General features: G+C 65.8%; 17 protein-coding genes. 1 reads left to right on the forward strand and 16 read right to left on the reverse strand.

The window, feature by feature from the left end:
* Positions 1–63: 63 nt before the first annotated feature.
* From ACTRWB_RS19480 to ACTRWB_RS19500, 5 genes are all read right to left on the reverse strand, one after another.
* Positions 64–1,569 carry an agmatine deiminase family protein gene (locus tag ACTRWB_RS19480; RefSeq protein WP_446902940.1) on the reverse strand — a complete coding sequence of 502 codons (1,506 nt, stop codon included), beginning with the start codon at positions 1,567–1,569 and terminating at the stop codon, positions 64–66.
* A 143-nt stretch (positions 1,570–1,712) separates the two neighbouring features.
* A complete protein-coding gene (locus ACTRWB_RS19485) occupies positions 1,713–2,825 on the reverse strand; it encodes an agmatine deiminase family protein (protein ID WP_446902941.1) in 1,113 nt (370 codons plus the stop codon).
* A gap of 50 nt (positions 2,826–2,875) precedes the next feature.
* Positions 2,876–3,988, reverse strand: coding sequence for a polyamine ABC transporter substrate-binding protein (locus tag ACTRWB_RS19490; RefSeq protein WP_129514507.1), 1,113 nt, complete (start codon positions 3,986–3,988; stop codon positions 2,876–2,878).
* A 10-nt stretch (positions 3,989–3,998) separates the two neighbouring features.
* Complete coding sequence (gene aguB, locus ACTRWB_RS19495; RefSeq protein ID WP_446902942.1) at positions 3,999–4,913, reverse strand: N-carbamoylputrescine amidase; 915 nt, start codon at positions 4,911–4,913, stop codon at positions 3,999–4,001.
* A 46-nt stretch (positions 4,914–4,959) separates the two neighbouring features.
* Positions 4,960–5,997: an agmatine deiminase family protein gene (locus tag ACTRWB_RS19500; RefSeq protein ID WP_446902943.1), complete on the reverse strand. Its 1,038-nt coding sequence runs from the start codon at positions 5,995–5,997 to the stop codon at positions 4,960–4,962.
* 101 nt (positions 5,998–6,098) lie between these two features.
* On the opposite strand from ACTRWB_RS19500, the gene ACTRWB_RS19505 reads away from it, so the two are divergent.
* Entirely contained in the window at positions 6,099–7,028 is a 930-nt protein-coding gene (locus ACTRWB_RS19505; protein ID WP_446902944.1) for a LysR family transcriptional regulator, read from the forward strand.
* Between the two features lie 77 nt (positions 7,029–7,105).
* Here the strand turns inward: ACTRWB_RS19505 and ACTRWB_RS19510 are convergent, their stop codons facing one another.
* The 11 genes from ACTRWB_RS19510 to ACTRWB_RS19560 all read right to left on the reverse strand — a co-directional run bounded on the left by ACTRWB_RS19510 (position 7,106) and on the right by ACTRWB_RS19560 (position 22,623).
* Positions 7,106–8,410 (reverse strand): MFS family transporter, encoded by a 1,305-nt coding sequence (locus ACTRWB_RS19510; RefSeq protein ID WP_129514503.1) that lies wholly within the window; start codon positions 8,408–8,410, stop codon positions 7,106–7,108.
* Positions 8,411–8,643: 233 nt separating this feature from the next.
* Positions 8,644–10,323: a SpoVR family protein gene (locus ACTRWB_RS19515; RefSeq protein ID WP_129514502.1), complete on the reverse strand. Its 1,680-nt coding sequence runs from the start codon at positions 10,321–10,323 to the stop codon at positions 8,644–8,646.
* A complete protein-coding gene (locus ACTRWB_RS19520; RefSeq protein ID WP_129514501.1) occupies positions 10,320–11,588 on the reverse strand; it encodes a YeaH/YhbH family protein in 1,269 nt (422 codons plus the stop codon). The genes ACTRWB_RS19515 and ACTRWB_RS19520 overlap by 4 nt, the downstream gene beginning before the upstream one ends.
* A 125-nt stretch (positions 11,589–11,713) precedes the next feature.
* Positions 11,714–13,636 carry a PrkA family serine protein kinase gene (locus tag ACTRWB_RS19525; protein WP_129514500.1) on the reverse strand — a complete coding sequence of 641 codons (1,923 nt, stop codon included), beginning with the start codon at positions 13,634–13,636 and terminating at the stop codon, positions 11,714–11,716.
* Positions 13,637–14,181: 545 nt separating this feature from the next.
* A complete protein-coding gene (locus ACTRWB_RS19530; RefSeq protein ID WP_446902945.1) occupies positions 14,182–15,942 on the reverse strand; it encodes a methyl-accepting chemotaxis protein in 1,761 nt (586 codons plus the stop codon).
* 299 nt (positions 15,943–16,241) lie between these two features.
* Entirely contained in the window at positions 16,242–17,171 is a 930-nt protein-coding gene (rbsK, locus tag ACTRWB_RS19535) for a ribokinase (protein WP_446902946.1), read from the reverse strand.
* A complete protein-coding gene (locus tag ACTRWB_RS19540) occupies positions 17,168–18,199 on the reverse strand; it encodes a LacI family DNA-binding transcriptional regulator (RefSeq protein WP_048243807.1) in 1,032 nt (343 codons plus the stop codon). The genes rbsK and ACTRWB_RS19540 overlap by 4 nt, the downstream gene beginning before the upstream one ends.
* 35 nt (positions 18,200–18,234) lie before the next feature.
* Positions 18,235–19,254: an ABC transporter permease gene (locus tag ACTRWB_RS19545; protein WP_412021894.1), complete on the reverse strand. Its 1,020-nt coding sequence runs from the start codon at positions 19,252–19,254 to the stop codon at positions 18,235–18,237.
* Entirely contained in the window at positions 19,254–20,864 is a 1,611-nt protein-coding gene (locus ACTRWB_RS19550; RefSeq protein ID WP_446902947.1) for a sugar ABC transporter ATP-binding protein, read from the reverse strand. Before ACTRWB_RS19550 ends, ACTRWB_RS19545 begins: the two co-directional genes overlap by 1 nt.
* Before the next feature lie 145 nt (positions 20,865–21,009).
* Complete coding sequence (locus ACTRWB_RS19555) at positions 21,010–21,960, reverse strand: sugar ABC transporter substrate-binding protein (protein WP_129514495.1); 951 nt, start codon at positions 21,958–21,960, stop codon at positions 21,010–21,012.
* Between the two features lie 276 nt (positions 21,961–22,236).
* Positions 22,237–22,623, reverse strand: coding sequence for a DUF805 domain-containing protein (locus tag ACTRWB_RS19560; protein ID WP_446902948.1), 387 nt, complete (start codon positions 22,621–22,623; stop codon positions 22,237–22,239).
* Positions 22,624–22,775: the final 152 nt, after the last annotated feature.

The raw sequence follows: 22,775 nt of genomic DNA on the forward strand, positions 1-22,775 counted from the left end.
GATTAAGGAAATCGCGCGTCACGGACAACGAATCGATTTCCATATCGATATGACACGACACGCTCATGCCGGCACTTCCCGGGTCGAGCAGTGGATGCCGCCGCCCCCCGACGCGATGCCGAGGATGTCGACCTGCACGATCGCGCGGTTCCCTGCATACGGGCGGATGGCGGCGACCGCGGCCGCGTCGGCCGCCGCGTCGTTGAACTTCGGCATCACGATCGCGCCGTTGCACGTGTAGAAATTGATGTAGCCGGCCGCGAAATGCGACAGTTGCTTTTCGCTCAGGCTCGTGCCCGCGGACGTGCCGAAGTTGACCGGCGGCACGAGTTCGACGATCTGCAGCGGCCGGCCGTTCGCATCCGTCTGGCCGGCAAGACGCTGCCGGTTCGCGTCGGTCAACGCGCGTTCGCCGGTCGAATTCGACGCGTCGTAGCAGCACGCGACCACACCCGGCGCGAGAAACCGCGCATAGAAATCGACGTGGCCGTTCGTGATGTCGCTTTCGCCGGCCGGCGTCGCCGCGCCACCGGCACCGCCCACGCCGGCACCGCGCGGATAGGTCGCCGTGCCCGGCAGCCAGATGATCTTGCGCACGCCGAGCGTACGCTGCAACTCGGCGAGCACGGTATCTTTCGCCGTCGGCAGCAGTGTCGCGTTGGCGATGACACCGTTCGGGATGTCGAACAACTGCGGATTCCGGTTCACGTGCAGCACGGCCGATTCGGTGAGGATCGCCGTCGCATCACCGTCGAATTCGATCGCACCGCCTTCGAGCGTCAACGTGCTTCGGATCAGGTTCGCGCCTTTCGTCTGTGCCATCCAGCCTGCCACCGTGCTGTCGCGGCCGAACGGCTGGAAGAACTTGCCCGCCTTCGACCGGTTGCTCGCGGCGGCTACCGCCGGCGGGATCGTCGCGCCGACGCCGTCGGTGTTTGCGTTGCCCCACCCGTTGAAATTGAAGCCGACCGCATTCAGCGCATTGCCGTTCGCGGTGTCCCTGACGAACACGCAACCCGTGTCGCGCACCCAGAAGTCGTTGAAGCCGTCGGCGAGCGGCACGAGGTTGATCCCGCCCGTGCCCGCCGGACGCGCCGCATAACGTGCATGCAGGTCGGGATTCGCGACGCTTGCGGTCGTGAGCAGCGCGCGGGCCGCGTCGAGATCGGCCGGCAGCACCAGCATGTTGACCGGCTCGGTTGCGCCGATCGCTTTCGCGACGTCCATCAGGTCGGCCCGAACCCGGTCGATGCCGGCATCCGTGCTTTGCGACGTGACGGGCATCCAGATGCCTTCCGTGCCGGACGCGAAAGCCATGTAGGTCGACGCGTGCGGCGCATCTTCGGCCGGCAGCCGGTACACGGCCTGCCGAGCCGACGGCGTCGGTGGCGTCACGCGCGGCGCGGAAGCCGCATCGGACGCTCCGTCGCCGCCACCGCACGCGGCCAGGCTGCCCAGCAGCGGCATGCCGAACCACGCGGCCGAACAGCGGAGGAAGCCGCGTCGGCCGGTATCCGGCTTGTGCCGCACGTGTTTGTCCACGCTTGCACGGGTCCCTTTTTTCGTCATGTGTTCACTCCATTGCGCAGCCGGCGCGCGTGCCGGCTCCCGTCCATCTGGACAGGTTCCATATTGTTGATCAGTAGTCCGGAACGACCGGTGAATGTCGACAGCCGTGCGAACCGGTCACGCAGACCGGCCCGCGACCGTGCTCAGGCCGGCTGCTGTTGCGTGGTGCAGTGGATGCCGCCGCCGCCCGCCGCGATGCCGTCGATATTCAGCTGAATGACTTCGCGGCCGGGAAACAGGTCGACGAGCGTGTCGCGCGTATTGCGGTCGGCCCGGCTGTCGCCGAACTGCGGCGCGATCACTGCGCGGTTGCACACATAGAAGTTGATGTAGCCGGCCGCGAACTCCGCGTTCTCGTAGGTGTGCCGGACGGTCTTCGGGCCCGGCAGCACGACGACCTTCAGCGGGCGGCCCTTCGCGTCGGTGGCTTTCCGCAGGATCTCCAGATGCTGTCGCGTCACCGCGTGGTCGTACGAGGACGGGTCCGTGTCGAGCCCGGCCACCACGACACCCGGGCTCGTGAAGCGCGCGTAGAAGTCGGTATGCCCGTCGGTGATGTCCTTGCCCGCGATGCCGGGCAACCAGATGATCTTCTTCAGCCCCAACAACCGGCTCAGCTCCGCCTCGCACTGGGCCTGACTGACGCCCGGGTTGCGGTTCGGATTGAGCACGCAGCTGCGCGTGATGATCGCCGTCCCCTCGCCGTCCACCTCGATGCCGCCGCCTTCCAGCACCAGCCGCGTATCGACCAGCCGCGCACCGGCGCGTTCGGCGACGAACGGCGCGACTTCCGCGTCCTGGTCGTGTTCCTGCTTGTTGCCCCAGCCGTTGAAATTGAAGCTCACGCCGCCGAGCTGGCCCGACCCGTTCTTCACGAACACGGGCCCCGTGTCGCGCATCCACAGATCGTCGACCGGATGCTGGACGAGCTCGACCGACGAGCCGCACAGGCGCGACGCGATCGCGTAGTCCTGTTCCCGCACCAGCATCTTGAGCGGCTCGTGCGCGGCAATCGCCTTCGCGACCGCGGCGAGGTTCTCGCGCACCACGGGCAAGAGCCGCGCGCCCCAGATGTCCTCGCTCGGGCCGAACGCCATCCAGGTCGCCGTGTGCGGCGCGCCCTCGTCCGGCATGTGCCAGGCCGCGCCCTGCTGCGCATGCGCGGCGCGGCCGAGCAAGCCGCCCAGCGTGCTGGCGGCCAGCGCCGCGCCCGATACGGACAGGCCGCGTTTCAACAGTTGACGTCTCGTTGTCATGGCATTCCTCTTTCGCTTGCCGGTTGCTTCAATTGTTTCATGGTGTGCCGTCACGGTCGCGCCGTCTTGAAACCGAGCCAGGTTCGGCCTTCGAGACGCATCGTCGCCGGCGATTCGGCGATCGGCGTAAACAGCGTGCGCCGCGTCGACTCGTCCGGATAGATGCCCGGATCGCGCACCAGCGCCGGGTCCATCAGCTTCAGCGCACCCTGGTTCGCATTCGCGTAGCGCGTCGAATTCGAGATCTTCGCGATCACGTCCGGCCGCAGGATGTAGTTGATGAACGCATGCGCGTTGTCCGGATGTTTCGCGGATGCCGGAATGACCATCGCGTCGAACCACATCAGGCTGCCGATGCGCGGGATGTCGTACACGATATCGCGCTTCGGATCGCGCGCCTTCGCCTTCTGCGCGGCCAGGTTGATCGCACCGGAGAAGCCGACCGTCACGCACAGCTCGCCGTCGACCAGCTCGTTCGCATCGGACGACCCGACGAACTCGCGGATGAACGGCCGGACCTTCATCAGCATCGCCTGCGCGGCCGCGTAATCCTGCGCGGACGGATGCATCGGATCGCGGCCGATGTAGCGCAGCGCCAGCGGCAGCACCGTGCTCGCGGAGTCCTGCAAGCCCAGCCCGCACTGCGCGGCGACACGCGCCGCGAGCGCCGGGTTGAACAGCAGGTCGAGGCTGTCGGCCGGCATGTCCTTGCCGAGGATCGCGCGCACTTTGGCGCGGTCGTAGCCGACACCCACGGTGCCCCACATGTACGGCACGCCGTACTGGTTGCCGGGATCGGATTGCGCCATCTGCTTCAGCAGCGACGGATCGAGATACTTCAGGTTCGGCAACCGGCTCTTGTCGAGCTTGCGAAACACGCCGGCCTGGATCTGCTTGGCCATGAAGTCGTTGGTCGGCCACACGAGGTCGTAGCCGCTGTTGCCGGTCAGCAGTTTCGATTGCAGCGTCTCGTCGCTGTCGTATGCGTCGTAGCGAACCTTGATGCCGGTTTCCTTCTCGAACGCGGACACGGTATCCGGCGCGAAGTAATTGCTCCAGTTGTACAGGTTCAGCACCTTCTCTTCGTCGGCCCGGGCCGTTCCGGCCAGCACGCACAGCGCGAGGCCCGGCACCGCGAAGCGCAGCCATCCTTTCCGTTTCATCGGCCACTCCTCATCGATAACAGGACGACACGCCGTCGCTGGTGAGCAAGGTGCGATACATCTCCGGGCGGCGATCGCGGAAGAAACCCCACGATTGCCGGTCGGCGCGAATCGCGTCGAGGTCGAACGTGTGCACGAGCACGGCTTCGTCGGTACGGTTCGCCTCGGCCCGCTTCTCGCCCGTGTGATCCGCAATGAAGCTCGACCCGTAGAACACGCCCGTGAGCCCCTGCTGCTGCGGATTGCCGTTGCCGAAACCCACTTCGCGGCCGATCCGGTTGGCCGCCACCACCGGCACCATGTTGGCCGCTGCGTGGCCCTGCATCGTGCGCTGCCAGTGGCCGGCCGAATCGAACTCGCTGCTGAACGGCTCCGAGCCGATGATGGTCGGAAAGCACAGGAGCTCGGCGCCCATCAGCGCGAGGCAGCGCGCCGTCTCCGGGTACCACTGGTCCCAGCAGATGCCGATGCCGATCCGGCCGAAGCGCGTGTCCCACACCTTGAATCCGGTGTCGCCGGGCGTGAAATAAAACTTCTCCGTATAACCCGGCCCATCCGGGATATGCGTCTTGCGGTAGACGCCTAGCACGCGTCCGTCGGCATCCGCCACGGCGATCGAGTTGTACGCCGCATTGCCCGCACGCTCGAAGAAGCCGATCGGCAGCACGATGCCGAGCTCGCCAGCCAGCGCCGCGAAACGGGCGATCTGCGCGTTGCCTTCGAACGGCTGCGCAAGTTCGAGATGACGCACGTTCTGATCGACGCAGAAATACGGCATCGCGAACAACTCCGGGCACAGCACGAGATTCGCGCCCTGCGCGGCGGCCTCGCGGATCAGGCGCTCCGCGGTGGCCATGTTGTCTTCGAGATTCCAGCTGCCCGACGCCATCTGGACGGCGGCGACGGTGATGTGTTTGGACGGCATTGCGATTGCTCCTCGGTGGGATCGGAAACCGCGGGTGGAACGTCGCTCAGCGCGCGACGGACGGCTGCTGCTGCGTCGAACAGTGGATGCTGCCGCCGCCGATCGACAGCGTCGGAATCGGCAACATCACCACGTTACGCTCCGGGAACGCGCGACTGAAGACCTCGCGCGCGGCCTGATCCTGCTCGACGCCGAACGCGGTCACGATCACCGCGCCGTTCACCAGAATGTAGTTCGCATAGCAGTCGCAGTAGCGCTCGGAGCCGAAGCGTTCGCTGACGATCGGCGACGGCAGGTCGATCAGCTCGAAACGGCGCCCGGCCGCGTCGGTCGCGAGTTCCAGCGCACGGCGGTTTTCGCGCATCACGCGGAAATAGTCGCCCTGCTCCGGCTGCGCGGCCTGGCACAGCATCCGGCCGGGCGCGATGAACGACGCGATGCCGTCCACGTGCCCGTTCGTCTCCACTTCGTCGGGATTGCCCGGCAGCCAGACGATCTTCTCGACACCGAGCATGCGCCGGAGCTCCGACTCGATCTCCGCGCGACTCAGGTGCGGATTGCGATTGGGATGCAGCAGGCAGCTCTCGGTGGTGACCAGCGTGCCCTGCCCGTCGACGTAGAACGAGCCGCCCTCCAGCACCATGTGCGAATTGAAGATCTCGGCGCCGGCCGCGCGCGCGATGTCCTGCCCGGCCTGCTGGCAGCCGTCGTACGGCTGGTACTTCTCGCCCCAGCAGTTGAAGCGGAACACGGCCGCGCCGAGCTCGCGCCGTTCGCTGACGAGGAAGATCGGCCCGCAATCGCGCAGCCAGTTGTCCTCGGCCGCGACCGGCAACACGTCGACACTCGCGCCCACCAGCTCGCGCGCGGCGTCGGCCTGACTGTGATGCACGGCCACCACGCAGCGCTGATAGCGGGCGATGGTCCGCGCGACCAGCGCGAATTCGCGGCACACCTGCGCGTAATGAACGCCCCACAAGTCCTCGCGCCCTTCGAGAACCGGCCATCCAAGCCACGTGGCATCCATGGATTCCCATTCGGCGGGCATCCGGTAACCGCGCTGGCGAGCATCAAAGCGACCCATCGATCAGCCTCCGTTGTGATTGATGGCCGATTGTGCGACAGGTTAAACTTGATGAATATTGATATTTTTTGGCCAAATCAATCAATTCACCTCATACCTCAATGCAACGCGTTCCGTCCCTGAAACTGCTGACCGGCTTCGAAGCCGCGGCCCGGCTGGGCAATTTCTCGCGCGCGGCCGACGAGCTGCACCTGTCGCAATCGGCGATCAGCCATCAGATCCAGCAGCTTGAAGCGCAACTCGGGCAGCCGCTGTTCCGCCGGCGCGGCCGCGGTGTCGAACTGACCATCGCCGGCGAGGTCCTGCAGCGCAGCGTGCAGCGCGCGATGGACACGTTGCGCGGCGGGCTCGACCGCATCGCGACCTATCTGAACCCGGGGCTCGTCGTGCTGGTGTGTCCGGCGCCGTTGCTGCACGGCTGGCTGCAGCCTCGCCTCGAGCAGTTACAGGAGATCCTGCCGGACCTGTGCCCGCTTCTGTCGACCGACGAGACCGCACGCTATGTCGATGAGATCGACGTCGACATGACGATCGGCACGCGGCCGATGCTGCAGCCGGGCCTGCTGGATATCCCGTTCATGCGCGACGAATGGGTAACGGTGTGCGCGACGGCGCTCGCCGAGCAGCTCGAACGCATGCCGCGCGGCGAGCACCCGCGGCATGCGGGGCTCATCTGTCTCGAAGCGAGCCTGACCGACGAGCGTCTGGCGACGGTGTTTCGCGAGCAGTTGTCGGATTTCCGGATGCACGCGATCTACGACGATCAGCGGCTCGTGCTGGACGCCGTGCTGCGCGGCCGCGGCCTCGCATGCCTGCCGCGCCTCGTCGCGCAGGCCGGCCTCGACCAGCGCACGCTGACCGTGCTCGCCGACTACCCGCGCCTGCCCGGCACCACGTGGTGGCTGTCGCGCATCGACGGCCCGTCGCGTTCGCCGATCGTCGAGCGGATGTTCGAATGGCTGGTCGAGCAAGGCCGGCAGTCGGGCGCGCCCGATCCGGCATCCGCCGCCATGCTGCTGCCGCCCGCGTAGTCGCGCGCCGCAAAAAAAACGTCCCGCCGGCTGGCGGGACGTTCGTCACGATGCGAGTGCGCGCGCGGCGCAATCGATCACGGTTCGTGGCGCAGATACCCTTCCTTGCTCGGATCGCGCATCCGCCACGACACGATCAGCGAGATCGCGCACAGCACCGTCACGTACCAGTAGAAGGTTTCCTCGCTGCCGACCGACTTGAACCACAGCGCGACGTACTCGGCCGAGCCGCCGAAGATCGCGTTCGCGACCGCGTACGACAGGCCGACGCCCATCGCGCGCACTTCCGGCGGGAACATCTCGGCCTTGATGAGGCCGCTGATCGACGTGTAGAAGCTGACGATCGCCAGCGCGACCGTGATCAGCACGAACGCGGCCACGGGGCTCGTCACGTCCTTCAGCGCATGCATCAGCGGCACCGTGCCGATCACCGCGAACGAGCCGAACAGGATCATCGACGTGCGGCGGCCGATCCTGTCGGACAGCGCGCCGAACACCGGCTGCATCAGCATGTAGACGAGCAGCGCGACGGTCATCACGTTGCTGGCCGTCTTCGCGTGCATGCCGGCCGTGTTCACGAGGTACTTCTGCATGTACGTGGTGAACGTGTAGAAGATCAGCGAGCCGCCGGCCGTGAAGCCGACCACCGTGAAGAACGCGCCCTTGTGCTGCCACACGCCGCGGATCGTGCCGGCGTCCTTCTTGTCGCGCGACGCGCTCGTCGACGTTTCGTCGAGCGATTTCCGCAGGTACAGCGAGATCAGCGCGGCCGCCGCGCCGACGACGAACGGAATGCGCCAGCCCCACGCCTTCAGTTCGTCGGCCGACAGCGTCTGCTGCAGGATCACGAGCACGAGCAGCGCGCACAGCTGGCCGCCGATCAGCGTCACGTACTGGAACGACGCGAAGAAGCCGCGCCGGCCCTTCAGCGCGACCTCGCTCATGTAGGTCGCGCTCGTGCCGTATTCACCACCCACCGACAGGCCCTGGAACAGGCGTGCGACCAGCAGCAGCGCCGGCGCGAGCGCGCCGATCTGCGCATAGGTCGGCAGCACCGCGATCACCAGCGAACCGCCGCACATCATCAGCACCGAGATCATCATCGCCGCGCGACGGCCGTGACGGTCGGCGATGCGGCCGAACAGCCAGCCGCCGATCGGACGCATCAGGAAGCCGGCCGCGAACACGCCGGCCGTGTTCAGCAGCTGCGTCGTGGTGTTGCCGCTCGGGAAGAACGCCGGCGCGAAGTACAGCGCGCAGAACGAGTAGATGTAGAAGTCGAACCACTCGACGAGGTTGCCCGATGAGGCGCCGACGATGGCGAACACGCGCCGCCGGGTGTCATGCGCAGACAGCGCAGCTTGGTCGGTCTGGACGTCCATGGGTTGGTCTGTTCCTTTTAGTACTTTCTGGGCGAGACGGCTCGGGGCCGCCGCGTACGGTCACACGTGGCACCGGTTCCGGCGCACGGCGCTACGGGATTTTAGCGAAATGTAAAGTAACAGGCTTTCCGGGTTCGTCCGGATGTAGAAAAATATTCTCCCGCCGCGTGTTCGTCATATGAAAACGCCAGCCCGCAGGCTGGCGTCCGATGCAAACTATCCGAAAGCACCGCTCACACGCGCACCTCCGGCGGCACATAGCGGCACTCGTAGCGCTTGCGCACGGTGCCGGCCTCGTCGACGCTTTCCAGGTACACGTCGAACTGCCAGAGCCGCGCCATGTGCTTGAGCACCTCGTCGCTGTCGTTCGACAGGTGGCGGTTGTCGGTCATGAAGTGGCGCAGCGTGAGGCTGCGGTCGCCGCGCGTGTTCACCGCCCACACCTGGATGTTCGGCTCGCGGTGATGGATGTCGTACTGCCGCGACAACGCCTGCCGCACGTACTGGTAACCGGAATCGTCGTGGATCGCCGACACCTCGAGCGAATCGCGCATGTCGTCGTCGAGCACCGAGAAGAGCCGCATCTCGCGGATCAGGTTCGGCGACAGGTACTGCGCGATGAAGCTCTCGTCCTTGAAGTTGCGCATCGCGTAGTGCATCGCCGGCAGCCACGGGGTGCCCGCGATCTCCGGAAACCACTTGTAGTCCTCTTCCGTCGGCGCCTCGCAGATCCGCCGGATGTCGCTCATCATCGAAAAGCCGAGCGCATACGGGTTGATCCCGCTGTAGTACGGCTTCGTGACGGGCGGCTGGTAGACCACGTTGCTGTGCGAATGCAGGAACTCCATCATGAAGCCGTCTTCCAGCTTGCCCTGGTTATACAGCGTGTTCAGCAGCGTGTAGTGCCAGAACGTCGCCCAGCCTTCGTTCATCACCTGCGTCTGCCGTTGCGGGTAGAAATACTGGCCGATCTTGCGCACGATGCGGATCACTTCCCGCTCCCACGGTTCGAGCAGCGGCGCGTTCTTCTCCGCGAAATACAGCAGGTTCTCCTGCGGCTCGGGCGGATAGCGGCCTTCCTGCTCCTCCATCAGCTCGGGCTTCTTGCCGGGCAGCGTGCGCCACAGTTCATTCACCTGCGACTGCAGGTACGCCTCGCGCTCGCGCCGCAGCGCCGCTTCCTTCGACAGCGACGGCTTCTGCGGCCGCTTGTAGCGGTCGACACCGTAGTTCATCAGCGCATGGCACGAATCGAGCAGTTCCTCGACGCGATCGAGACCGTAGCGCTCCTCGCATTCCGCCACGTAGTTCTTCGCGTACACGAGATAGTCGATGATCGCGTGCGCGTCGGTCCACAGCCGGAACAGGTAGTTGCCCTTGAAGAACGAATTGTGCCCGTACGCCGCGTGCGCGATGACGAGCGCCTGCATCGTCATCGTGTTCTCTTCCATCAGATACGCGATGCAAGGGTTCGAATTGATGACGATTTCGTACGCGAGGCCCATCTGGCCGCGGCGGTAGCTCTTCTCGGTCGAGAGGAAGTGCTTGCCGAACGACCAGTGACGGTAGTTGACGGGCATCCCGACCGACGCATACGCGTCCATCATCTGTTCGGCGCTGATCAGTTCGAGCTGGATCGGGTAGATGTCGAGCTCGTACTGTTCCGCGACCTGCGAGATGTGCGTGTCGTATTCCTCGAGCAGTTCGAACGTCCAGTCGGACGGGCACGGCAACGGCTTGCGTTCGGCAACGTTCATACGCGCTTCCTTTTGCCCGACACCGGGCAAGTCGGCGGCCGGCGGCGGTGGTTCGGCCTGCGCGCGTTGCTGCGCCGCGGCAGGGCCGGCCGTGTCGTCGCCGGAGGGGCGCGGCTCGTAGCCGCGCGACTCGTTGTGCAGATGGCGGGTCGTCATGACATTTCCACCTGCTTTTCGAACAATTCGCGAAACACCGGGTAGATGTCGGCAGCCGATTCCGCTTTTTTCATCGCCAGATGCGGCTGCGACAGGGCCAGCTGCGCGTATTCCAGCCACAGGTTCTGCTCTTCCGGCGCGACCTGGATATACGCGAAGTAACGCGTCTTCGTGAGGATATCCTCTTCCAGGATTTTGCGACACTTGGGCGAATCGTCGGTCCAGTTGTCGCCGTCGGACGCCTGCGCGCCGTAGATGTTCCACTCGGTCGGCGAGTAGCGTTCGTTCATCACCTTGCGCATCAGCTCGAGCGCGCTCGACACGACCGTGCCGCCGCTCTCGGTCGAATGGAAGAAGGTATCTTCGTCGACTTCCTCGGCGCGCGTATGGTGGCGGATGAACACGACCTCGATGCGCTCGTAGTTGCGCTTGAGGAACAGGTAAAGCAGGATGAAGAAGCGCTTCGAGAGATCCTTGCGCTGCTCGTCCATCGAGCCCGACACGTCCATCAGGCAGAACATCACGGCCTGGCTCGACGGCTGCGGCTGCTTCACGCGGTTGATGTAGCGCAGGTCGAACGGATCGATGAACGGAATCCGCCAGATGCGCCCCTTCAGGTGATGGATCTCGGCCTCGAGCGTCGCGATTTCCGCGCGACGGTCTTCCGGATCGCTCTTCATCAATTCGAGCTGCGCCTCGAGTTCGCGCAGCTCGTTGACGAGCGGCGAGCCGAGCGCGATGCGCCGGCCGAGCGCGCTGCGCAGCGATCGCACGACATCGATGTTGTTCGGCGTGCCTTCCGCCGACCAGCCCGCGCGCACGTTCTTCCAGCTCGGCACCGTGAGCAGGTGCGTCTTCACGAGGCGCGGCAGTTCGAGATCGTCGAAGAAGTACTGCATGAACTCGTCGCGCGAGAGCTCGAACACGAAGTCGTCCTGCCCTTCGCCCTCGTTGCTCGCCTGACTGCCCCCGCCGCCCGCGCCGCCCTGCGGACGCGGAATCTTGTCGCCGCGCACGTAGTCCTCGTTGCCGGGGTGCACGTACTCGCGACGCCCGCCCGGCCCGTGCCGGAAATTCGGCTCCGCGATGTCCTTGCGAGGGATCGTGATGCTCTGCGTGTTCTGGATGTCCTTGATGCTACGGTCGCGCACCGCGTCGGACACGGCACGACGAATGTAGTTCTTGACGCGACGCAGAAAGCGTTCGCGATTGGCGATACTCTTGTTCTTGCCGGCCAGCCTGCGGTCGATGATTTGATGAAGCACTGCCGGTCTCCCGCTCGAAAGTCGAAATGCCGGGACGCTCGCCGCACATGCCGTCTCCCGTCATGCGGGCGGCGCCTCTGAAAGCGCCCGTACGGACTCGCCGCACGGGCGCGGTACCGCGCGCGTCATGACGACTTGCGCACACGCAGGTACCAGTCGCAAAGCAGCCTCACCTGCTTCGGCGTATAGCCCTTCGCGACCATCCGGTTCACAAAGTCCTCATGTTTGCGCTGCTCCTCCGCCGACCCCTTCGCGTTGAACGAAATCACCGGCAACAATTCCTCGGTGTTCGAGAACATCTTCTTCTCGATCACGACGCGCAACTTCTCGTAGCTCGTCCACACGGGGTTCTTGCCGGCATTCGCCGCCCGCGCACGCAACACGAAGTTCACGATCTCGTTGCGGTAATCCTTCGGATTACTGATGCCGGCCGGCTTCTCGATCTTCTCCAGCTCCGCGTTCAACGCGGCGCGGTCGAAGCTCTCGCCCGTGTCGTGATCGCGGAATTCCTGGTCCTGGATCCAGAAGTCCGCATACGTGACGTAGCGGTCGAAGATGTTCTGGCCATACTCCGAATACGACTCGAGGTAGGCCGTCTGGATCTCCTTGCCGATGAAATCCGCGTAGCGCGACGCGAGCACGTCCTTCACGAAGGACAGGTACTTCTGCTCGGTTTCCGGCGGGAACTGCTCGCGTTCGATCTGCTGTTCGAGCACGTACATCAGGTGCACGGGGTTGGCCGCGACCTCGCTCGAATCGAAGTTGAACACGCGCGACATGATCTTGAACGCGAAGCGTGTCGACACGCCCGTCATCCCTTCGTCCACGCCCGCGTAGTCGCGATACTCCTGGTACGACTTCGCCTTCGGATCGGTGTCCTTCAGGTTTTCACCGTCGTACACCTGCATCTTCGAGAACAGGCTCGAATTCTCCGGCTCGTGCAGGCGCGACAGCACCGAGAACTGCGACATCATCTTCAGCGTGCCCGGCGCGCAGACGGCTTCGGCAAGCGACGAGTTGCGGATCAGCTTCTCGTAGATCTTGGTCTCTTCCGACACGCGCAGGCAGTACGGCACCTTCACGACGAAGATCCGGTCGAGCAGTGCCTCGTTGTTGCGGTTGTTGCGGAACGCCTTCCACTCCGACTCGTTCGAGTGCGCGAGGATCACCCCGTCGAACGGAATCGCGCCGAAGCCTTCGGTGCCCTTGAAGTTGCCTTCCTGCGTCGCGGTGAGCAGCGGGTGCAGCACCTTGATCGGCGCCTTGAACATTTCGACGAACTCGAGCAGGCCCTGGTTCGCGAGGCACAGGCCGCCCGAGTAGCTGTACGCGTCGGCATCGTCCTGCGCGTACTGCTCGAGCTTGCGGATGTCGACCTTGCCGACGAGTGACGAGATGTCCTGATTGTTCTCGTCGCCCGGCTCCGTCTTCGCGATGCCGACCTGCCGCAGGATCGACGGATAACGACGCACGACGCGGAACTGGCGGATGTCGCCGTTGTATTCGTGCAGCCGCTTGACGGCCCACGGACTCAGGATGCTTTTCAGGTAGCGGCGCGGAATGCCGTACTGTTCCTCGAGGATCGGGCCGTCTTCGTCGTAGTCGAACAGCCCGAGCGGCGATTCGTTGACGGGCGAACCCTTCAGCGAATAGAACGGCACGCGCTCCATCAGTTGCTTCAGACGCTCGGCGATCGACGACTTGCCGCCGCCCACCGGACCGAGGAGATAGAGGATCTGCTTCTTCTCTTCGAGCCCTTGCGCAGAGTGGCGGAAGTACGCAACCACCTGCTCGATCACTTCCTCCATTCCGTAGAACTCACGGAATGCGGGATAGACCTTGATGACCTTGTTCGCGAAGATCCGCGACAAGCGCGGCTCGTTGCGGGTATCGATGTGTTCAGGTTCCCCGATTGCTGCCAGCATGCGTTCACCAGCCGTCGCGTACGCGGATGGATCGTTCTTGCAGAGCGCGAGATACTCCTCCAGCGAGAGCTCTTCCTCTCGCGTTTTTTCGAAGCGGTTCGCGAAGCTGCTGTAAATATCCATGCTACCTCCCTCGCCTGAGTCTGAAGACGTGCCTGCCTTCGTACGACTGCGCAGAAGCAAGCGCGTTCGAATTCATCCTAAACCCTTTCTGTTTTTTTTTCACGAACTCTTCGTATGAAGTTCGTTATTCTCGACAACACCGCTTGGACAACACATTTCGTCGTTTTACAATCGATCTCCCGAGCCGCAGAAACTGCATCCGCCGCGTCTCGTCGAACGACAGAACGTCTTGTGCGTTGGACACATCCGACGTTGCCACTTCTCCCCTTCATCCCTATACGTTCGAGCGGCCGTTTACGACGACACGCTTCGCGCGCCGTTACAATTTTTTTGCGCAACGCCCTTACGGAGATACCCGTACCATCGATGCGGACATACGACACGCATCGTTGCGTGGATCCGTCGGCACAGGTCACGCGATGCACACGACGATGCACGATCGTGCATGCGCGCTGTCACATTTTGTTCGCCGCAAAAACGACAACGCCCGCAGGTCGCGGGCGTCGTTCGTCACCAAATGGGGATAGATGCGCGGCACGCGCGAATCAGAAGGTCTCCCAGTCGTCGGCGCCGGCGGTCGCGGTCGCTGGCGCCGGTGCGGGCGCAGCAGCGGCGGTAGCTGGCTTGCGCGCCGGCATCGCCGCGGCCGTGCGTTTCGGCGGTGCATCGCGATCATCGCGCGCCACAGCCTGACCTGCGGCCGAAGATGCACGCGGCGCATGACGCGCCGCAACCGGAGCGATAGCACCCGAGCGCGCCGCGTCGCCGTCGAGCTGGAATACCGACGCCGTTTCGCGCAGGCGCGCCGCCTGTTCGTCGAGCGACTGCGCGGCGGCCGCGGCTTCCTCGACGAGCGCCGCATTCTGCTGCGTGACCTCGTCCATCTGCGCGACCGCGCGCGCCACCTGGTCGATCCCGCCGCTCTGCTCTTCGGACGCCGCCGCGATCTCGCCCATGATGTCCGTCACGCGCTGCACCGCACCGATCACGTCGCTCATCGTGCGCCCTGCTTCGTCGACCAGCGTGGAACCCGACCGGATGCGCTCCACCGACGCGTCGATCAGCGCCTTGATCTCCTTGGCCGCGGCCGACGAACGCTGTGCAAGGCTGCGCACCTCGCCCGCGACGACCGCGAAACCGCGGCCTTCCTCGCCCGCGCGCGCCGCTTCGACGGCCGCATTCAGCGCAAGAATGTTGGTCTGGAATGCGATTCCTTCGATGATCGCAATGATGTCCGCGATCTTTGCCGAGCTGTCGTTGATCTCGCCCATCGTGCCGACCACCTGGCCGACCACCGTATTGCCCTTGTTTGCAATCTCCGAGGCGTTCGCGGCCAGCGAGCTTGCCTGGCGCGCATTGTCCGCGTTCTGTTTCACCGTGCCGGTCAGTTGCTCCATGCTCGACGCGGTTTCCTGCAGCGCGGCGGCCTGTTCCTCGGTGCGCGACGACAGGTCGATGTTGCCGGCCGCGATCTGGCGGGCCGCCGTCGCGATCGACTCGCTGCCGCCGCGCACGGTGCGTACCGTGTCGACCAGTCCGCGCTGCATCTTCGCCAGGCCCTCGAGCAGCTGGCCCATCTCGTCGCGCCGCTCCACGACGATCGGCCGGCGCAGGTCGCCCGCGGCGATCGCGTCGAAATGCGTAAGCGCGTCGGCAATCGGGCGGCCGATCGCGCGGCTCAGCGTCAGCCACGACAGCAGCGCGGCGCCGATGCCGGCCACGAGCGCGACGATCGACAGGACCCGCAACGTGTCGAACATCGATTCCGCACTGTCGAAACCCGCCTTCGCGTCGGTGAACTGGAAGTTGCGCAGCGCTTCGCTGGACACCGCGAGGTCGTTGTAGAGCGCCTGGAGCTGCTTGGCGCCGTCGCCGATGCGATCGCGCTGGTCCGCTCCGAGGATGCTCGCGAACGCGTCACAGCCGCGTTGCAGCGCCTGTCGCTTCGCGGCCACATCCTGCGCGAGCCGATCCTCCTCCGGCCCGCGCGGCAGCGCGAGATACTTCTGCCACCACGCATCGGCCTGCGTACGCATCGCGCGGCTGCGCTCGACGGCGGCCGCCGAGTCCGGTGTGCCGGTCAGCAGCGCCGCGCGGTCGAGCGCGAGGCGCTCGCGCGCCGCGAACATTTCCGCGACCGCCACGTCGACCGCGCTCGGCATCTGGTTCGTGAAAATTTCGCGCGTCGAGTCGTTCGAACGCGTCATCCCGTACAGCCCGAGCACGCCGGTTACGCCCAGCAGCACCGCCAGAAACGCCATCGTCAAACCGATGCGCGCGCGAATCGTCAGGTTCCTGAACACCATCATCCTTCCTGTGTAGCGACGTCATGAACGGGCCAGGCCCGTTGGCTCGAAGCATTGCTTCTCCTGGTGCATTTACGACCGTGCGACGCACAACTTGATGGTTTTCACGGATTTTTTCGAATAATTCGTCTGTTTATTACAAACAGCTGAACGAATAATGCAACATCGTGCAATCTCGGCAAGCAGGATGGAAAAAGGTTCGCCGGCACTCCGGCGCGTGGCCGCGCGCGCGGCCGGCCGTCTCGTGTGACGAGCCGGCCGTGCTGCGGAATCGGGGATCGGGGGTTGGAGATCGGGCCCTAATCGGCCAGTTCGGCGAGCGTCGGAATCGACGGCTGCGCGCCCGCGCGCGTGACCGACAGCGCCGCCGCGCGTTGCGCGAAGCGGATGGCGGTGTCGACGTCCGCGCCGGCCGCGAGCCGTGCGGAAAAACCGCCGATGAAGGTGTCGCCGGCCGCCGTCGTGTCGACGGCCTGCACGGCCGGGGCCGGATAGTGCCGCGCGGCGCCGTCGGCCGTCAGCGCAAGCACGCCACGCGCGCCGAGCGTGACCAGCACGTTGCGCGCGCCGCCGGCCTGCAGCGCACGGGCGGCAGCTTCCGCCTCGGCCGGATCGCGCACGGGCAGCGCGGTCAGCGCCGCCGCCTCGACCTCGTTGGGGATCAGGTAATCGACGAGCGGCAGCCAGCCCGCCGGCAACGGCGCGACGGCCGGGGCCGGATTGAGCACCACCGTGCGGCCGAGCCGCCGTCCGGCCGACAGCGCCGCGAACACCGTGTCCGGCGGCGTCTCGAGCTGGCAGATCAGCACGTCGGCCGACGCCAGCGTCGCCTCGTGGCGCGCAACCGTTGCGGCCGTGACCTCGCCGTTACCGCCCGCGACGATCACGATCGCGTTCTGGCTCGCATCGTCGACGACGATCAGCGCGACGCCGGTCGACGCCGACGTGCTCGTCGCGAGCCCCGCGCAGTCGATTCCCTCGGCTTCGAGGCCCGCGCGCAATGCCGTGCCGTGCGCATCCGCGCCGACGCAACCGATCATCGCGACCTGCGCGCCGAGCCGCGCCGCGGCGACGGCCTGGTTGCCGCCCTTGCCGCCCGCCGCCTGCGCGAACGCGTGACCGGCAAGCGTTTCGCCCGGCAGCGGCAGCCGCGGCGCACGCACGACGAGATCCATGTTGAGGCTGCCGACCACCGTCACGCGGCCGGCGCCCGCCACGGGCGCCGTCATGCGCGGCCGCCCGGTGCAGGCGGCTCGCGGTAGATCGCGGTCGATTCGCGCAGCACGAGGCGCGGCGACACGACCCGGCGGCGGCTCGGCGCGGCCGTCGACCCGCCGCCGATCCGCTCGATCAGCGTCTGCGCGGCCATTTCGCCGAGCGCGCGCACCGACTGGCCGACCGTCGACAGCGCCGGATACGTGTAGCGGGAAAATTCGATGTCGTCGAAACCGATGATCGAGCAGTCGTCGGGCACGCGCATCCCGCGCTCGGCCGCCGCGCGCAGCGCGCCGACGCCCATCAGGTCGTTGCCCGCGAAGATCGCGCTCGGCCGCACCGATTCGAACAGCCGCGACGCCGCGTGATAACCGCCGAGGCACGAGAAGTCGCTTTCCGCGATCGCGCCCGGCATGATGTCGATCCCGCGCTCGGCCATCGCGCGGATGAAGCCGTGCACGCGCATCGCACTGACCGCCGTGTCGGTCGGCCCCGTGATGCAGCCGATCTTCGCGTGCCCGAGTTCGAGCAGATGGCGCGTCGCCAGGTAGGCGCCGCGCTCGTGGTCGATCTGCACGAGGTCGGCCGCGAGCCCCTCGATGTTGCGGTCGACGACGACGAGCGGCGCATGCGCGTCCGCGAGCGTCTCCGCAAGCACCGCATCCTCGCCCGCCGACGCAACGATCAGCCCGTCGATGCGTTTTTCCTGCAGCACGCGCAGGTAGTTGCGCTGCTTCTTGGGATCGTCGTCCGAATTGCAGAAGAACACGCAATAGCCGTTGGCCGCGCACTGGTCTTCAATGCCGCGCGCAAGCTCCGCGAAATACGGATTCGTGCTGTTCGGCACGACGAGGCCGATGGTCGCCGTCGAGCGTGCCTTCAGCGAGCGCGCCACGGCCGAAGGCACGTAGTTCAGCTCGCGGATCGCGCCCTCGACCTTCGCACGCACATCCGCGGACACCGGCCGCGAATTGTTCACCACGTGCGAGACGGTCGTAAACGACACGCCCGCCATGGCCGCCACATCCTTGATCGTCGCCATTTCCCGTTTCTCTCTGGTCTGTTCTGTCTGTCGTACTACCGGGCGCGCGCGCGCCGGCTGCGATACGTGTCGAGCACGACCGCCACCACGATCACCGCGCCGGTGATGATCCGCTTGGTCGGCTCGTTCGCACCGATCTGCGCCAGCCCCGCGGCCAGCACGGAGATGATCAACACGCCGAAAAACGTGCTGATCACCGAGCCGCGCCCGCCCATCAGGCTCGTGCCGCCGATCACGACGGCCGCGATCACCTGCAGCTCGAGACCCACGCCCGCATTCGGGTCGGCGGCCTCGAGCCGCGAAATCTGGAACAACGACGCGAGCCCCGCGAGCGCGCCCATCAATGCGAATACGAGAATTTTATACGGACGCGGGTTAACCCCTGCAAGTCGGACCGCTTCTTCGTTGGTGCCGATCCCGACCAGATAGCGTCCGAACACGGTGCGCGTGAGCCCGAACTGGGCCGCGATCATCACCGCGACCGCGATCAGGAACGCCGGCGAGATGCCCAGCGCGATCGGATTCGACAGGAAATCGAACGCGTCGCCGATATAGGCCGTGCGCGAATTCGTCAGCTGGTACGCGAGGCCGCGCGCGGCCTCCAGCACACCCAGCGACACGATGAACGACGGGATCCGCCAGCCGACCGTGACGGCGCCCGTCAGCGCGCCCGTGACGGTCGCGGCCGCGATCCCGATCAGCGCGGCCGGCAGCGGCCCCCACTGCCATTTCAGCGCGGCGACGCTGACCATCGACGCGGCGAGCGCGAGCACCGAGCCGACCGACAGGTCGATCCCGGCGATGATCAGCACGAAGGTCATCCCGACCGACATCACGACGAGATCGGGAATCTGGTTCGCGATCGTGCTGAACGTATCGTAGGTCAGGAAATGCGAACTCAGCATCGAAAACAGCGCGATCATCGCGGCGAGCGCGCCGGCGAGCCCGAGATAGTTCGACAGGCCGAGCCGCGTGCCGGACAGCGTGCGCGCGCGGCGCCCCGTCGCGGTCTGCTGTGCGCCTGCGTCGGTCGGGGATACGGGAGGCTGGGTCATTACTGTCGTCCTGTCGTCGAAGTGCCCGGAGCGGCGCCTTGCGCCTGCCCGGCGTCCGGATGCTGCGCGCCGCCCGGCGGCGTCTCGCGGCCGAAGCCGGCGAACGCCGCGGCCAGCAGCGCATCCTGGGTCCAGTTGCCGCGCTCGAACACGGCGGTCATGCGGCCGGCCGACATCACGCCGATCCGGTCGCAGATCAGCATCAGCTCGCGCAGGTCGCTCGACACGACGACGAGTGCACGGCCTTCGCGCGCGAGCGCGCCCATCAAAGTGTAGATCTCGAACTTCGCGCCGACGTCGATCCCGCGCGTCGGCTCGTCGAACAGCAGCACGCCCATGTCGCGCGCCAGCCAGCGGCCGATCACGACCTTCTGCTGGTTGCCGCCCGACAGTTCGCCGACCGCCTGCGTCGCGCCGTGCGTGCGGATCCGCAGCGCGTCGATCTGCTGCTCGGCGAGCGCCGTTTCGCGCACGGTATCGACGATGCCGCCGCGCGCGAACCGGTCGAGCTGGCCGAGCGACACGTTCGCGGTCACCGACTGCGACAGCAGCAGCCCTTCACCCTTGCGATCCTCGGTGATCAGCGCGATGCCGTGCTTCACTGCATCGACGGGCGAACCGATCCGCGCCGGCTTCAGCGGCTGGCCGACCGCGATCGTCCCCGCATCCGGCGTGTCGGCGCCGTAGATCAACCGCAGCAGCTCGGTGCGCCCTGCGCCGATCAGCCCCGAGATGCCGAAGATCTCGCCTGAGCGGATCTCGAGCGACACGTCGCGCACGGCCGTCCCGCGCGAGAGACCCGACACGACGAGTCGCGGCGCGCCGATATGGCGTTCGCCGAGATCGATGTGCTCGCCGATCTCGCGCCCGACCATCAGCGTGACGAGCCCGTCGGACGTCGTCGCCGCCATGTCGCCCGCATGCACGAGCCGGCCGTCGCGCAGCACCGCGACTCGCTCGGCGACGCGCGCGAGTTCCTCGAGCCGGTGCGAGATGTAGACGATGGCGACACCGCGCGCCTTCAGCCGGTCGATCTGCTCGAACAGCAGCTCGACTTCGCGCGCCGTCAGCATCGCGGTCGGCTCGTCGAGAATCAGCACGCGGCAGTCGCCGATCAGGTTGCGCGCGATCTCGACCATCTGCTGGTGGCCGATGCCGAGCGCGCCGACCGGCGTATCGGGATCGACCGCGTCGAGCCCGACCTGCGCCATCGCGGCACGCGCGTCGTCGCGCAACCGCGTGCGGTCGATGATCCCGAAGCGCCGTGGCAGGCGATTCAGGAACAGGTTTTCGGCGACCGTCAGCGTCGGCAGCAGGTTCAGCTCCTGCATCACCATGCGCACGCCGAGCGCCTCCGCCTGCGTGCGGCTCGCCGGCGCATACGCGTGGCCGCCGAGTAGCATCGTGCCGGTGGTCGGTTCGACGAGCCCGCCGATGATCTTCGACAGCGTGCTCTTGCCGGCGCCGTTCTCGCCCGTCAGCGCAAGCGCATGGCCCGCCTCGAGCGTCAGCGTGACGTCGGCGAGCACGGGTTCGGCATAGGTCTTGCCGATGCCGGAGACGGACAGCACGGGATGGGCTGAACGGGAGGGTTGGAAGGTCGGTTCCATCGCGATCCTGGTTGCGGCCGCTTGTACGCGGCGCGCGGGTGTGACGCTCACAAGTGCATGTGCATGCAGTGGCCGTGATCGCGCTCACCCCTGATAACGGCCGCCGCGCCGGATTCTTGAGGGCGGCGGCCGCATCGGGGCCGCGTCACTTCGTCACGAGATCCACCGGCGTCTCGACCACGCCCGACATGTCGGCCTGCTTGCGATGCTCGGCAATCGCCTTAAGCGCCGTGTCGATGCCGAACACGGCCTGCTTCGCCGCGTATTGATCGGCGGTCGCGACCACGCGGCCGTCCTTCAGCATCGGCTTGATCGCGTTGATGTTGTCGTAGCCGACCACAAGCACCTTGCCTTGCTTGCCGGCCGCGCGCACAGCCGACACGGCGCCGATCGCCATGTTGTCGTTGCCGCACAGCAGCGCCTTCAGGTTCGGGTATTCGTTGAGCATCGCGGATGCGACCGCATTGCCCTTGTCGATCTCCCATTCGCCCGACTGCACCGACACGACCTTCATCCCGCCCGCCTTCATCGCATCCTGGAAACCGGCCGTGCGCTGCTGCGCATTGGTCGTCGTCGACACGCCTTCGACGATGCCGACCTGGTCGCCCGCCTTCAGCCGCTTCGCGAGGTAGTCGCCGATCTTGCGCGCGCCCTTGCGGTTGTCCGGGCCGACGAACGGCACGTTCAGGTTCTTCGACTTCAGCACGTCGGGATCGAGCCGGTTGTCGATGTTCACGACGATGATGCCCGCATCGACCGCCTTCTTCACGACCGGCACGAGCGCCTTCGAATCGGCCGGCGCGAGCACGATCGCGTCGACCTTCGACACGATCATCTGCTCGACGATGCGGATCTGGTTCGCGGTGTCGGTCTCGTCCTTGATGCCGTTGGTGATCAGGTCGAACTGGCTGGCATTGTGTTTCTGGTATTCCTTCGCGCCGGTTTCCATCGTCAGGAAGAACTCGTTGGCGAGCGACTTCATCACGAGCGCGACCTTCGGCTTGGCCGCCGATTGCGCGTGGACGGCCGGTGCGGCAGCGACCGCGACGGCGGCGAGCGCGGCGGTCAGGAAGCGACGGCGAAACAGGACATTCATACACATCTCCTGGCGACTGGCCCAATGGGCCGGACTGTTGTTTTAATGTGAGCAAACGTTTGCGCCACACTACCCGAGCAATGGCCATCGATGCTGCTGTCGGTACCACGAAATGGAAGCGAGGCAGACGGCCGACTGCCTGGCGCGTGCTGTCGTTGACGCGCCGCCGCCAGCGGGACCGCCGGCGGAGTGAGGGCTATGCTGTACCGATTCGCTTCGACGCGCAACCTGTCTGATCAATAATTAAGGGTTTATTCGGAGCGCGTGCATCGCGCATCACACCGGGTCCTGCGGTGCGAGTTCGTCTTCATCGGACGACGGCGGCTCGCCGAAGCGGTTCGCATGCGGCGTGCCGGCGATGAAGCCGTTCATCACGAACAGCGCGATCGCGCCGACGATCGGCACGAAAATCAGCAGCATCCACCATCCCGACTTGTCGATGTCGTGCAGCCGCTTCACACCGACGGCAAGCGACGACCACACCGCGACGACCGCGATCGCGACCAGCACAAGCATCGCCAGTAGCGGCAAATCGTCATCCGGCGAACCGCGGGAACCCGCATCGAAAACCGCGCCGATCAACGCGGAAACCAGCGCGTAGATCCACCACGGCATGCGGCCGATCCGGCCTTCGAAGGAAAAGAGAAACCATTTGAGATTCATTGTTTAGTGCTTCTCCGTACGTGTTGCGTGTTGCGCGCTGCGTGATGTGCGTTCGAGTGGGTTGGAACCGGCAATCCACATGCGTTGTTTGCTGAACGATGAGGGCTTGTCGGTTTCGCTTCTCGCACTTCGACGCAGCGTTGCGCGTTGCG

This window comes from Burkholderia sp. YIM B11467 (genome assembly GCF_052952715.1).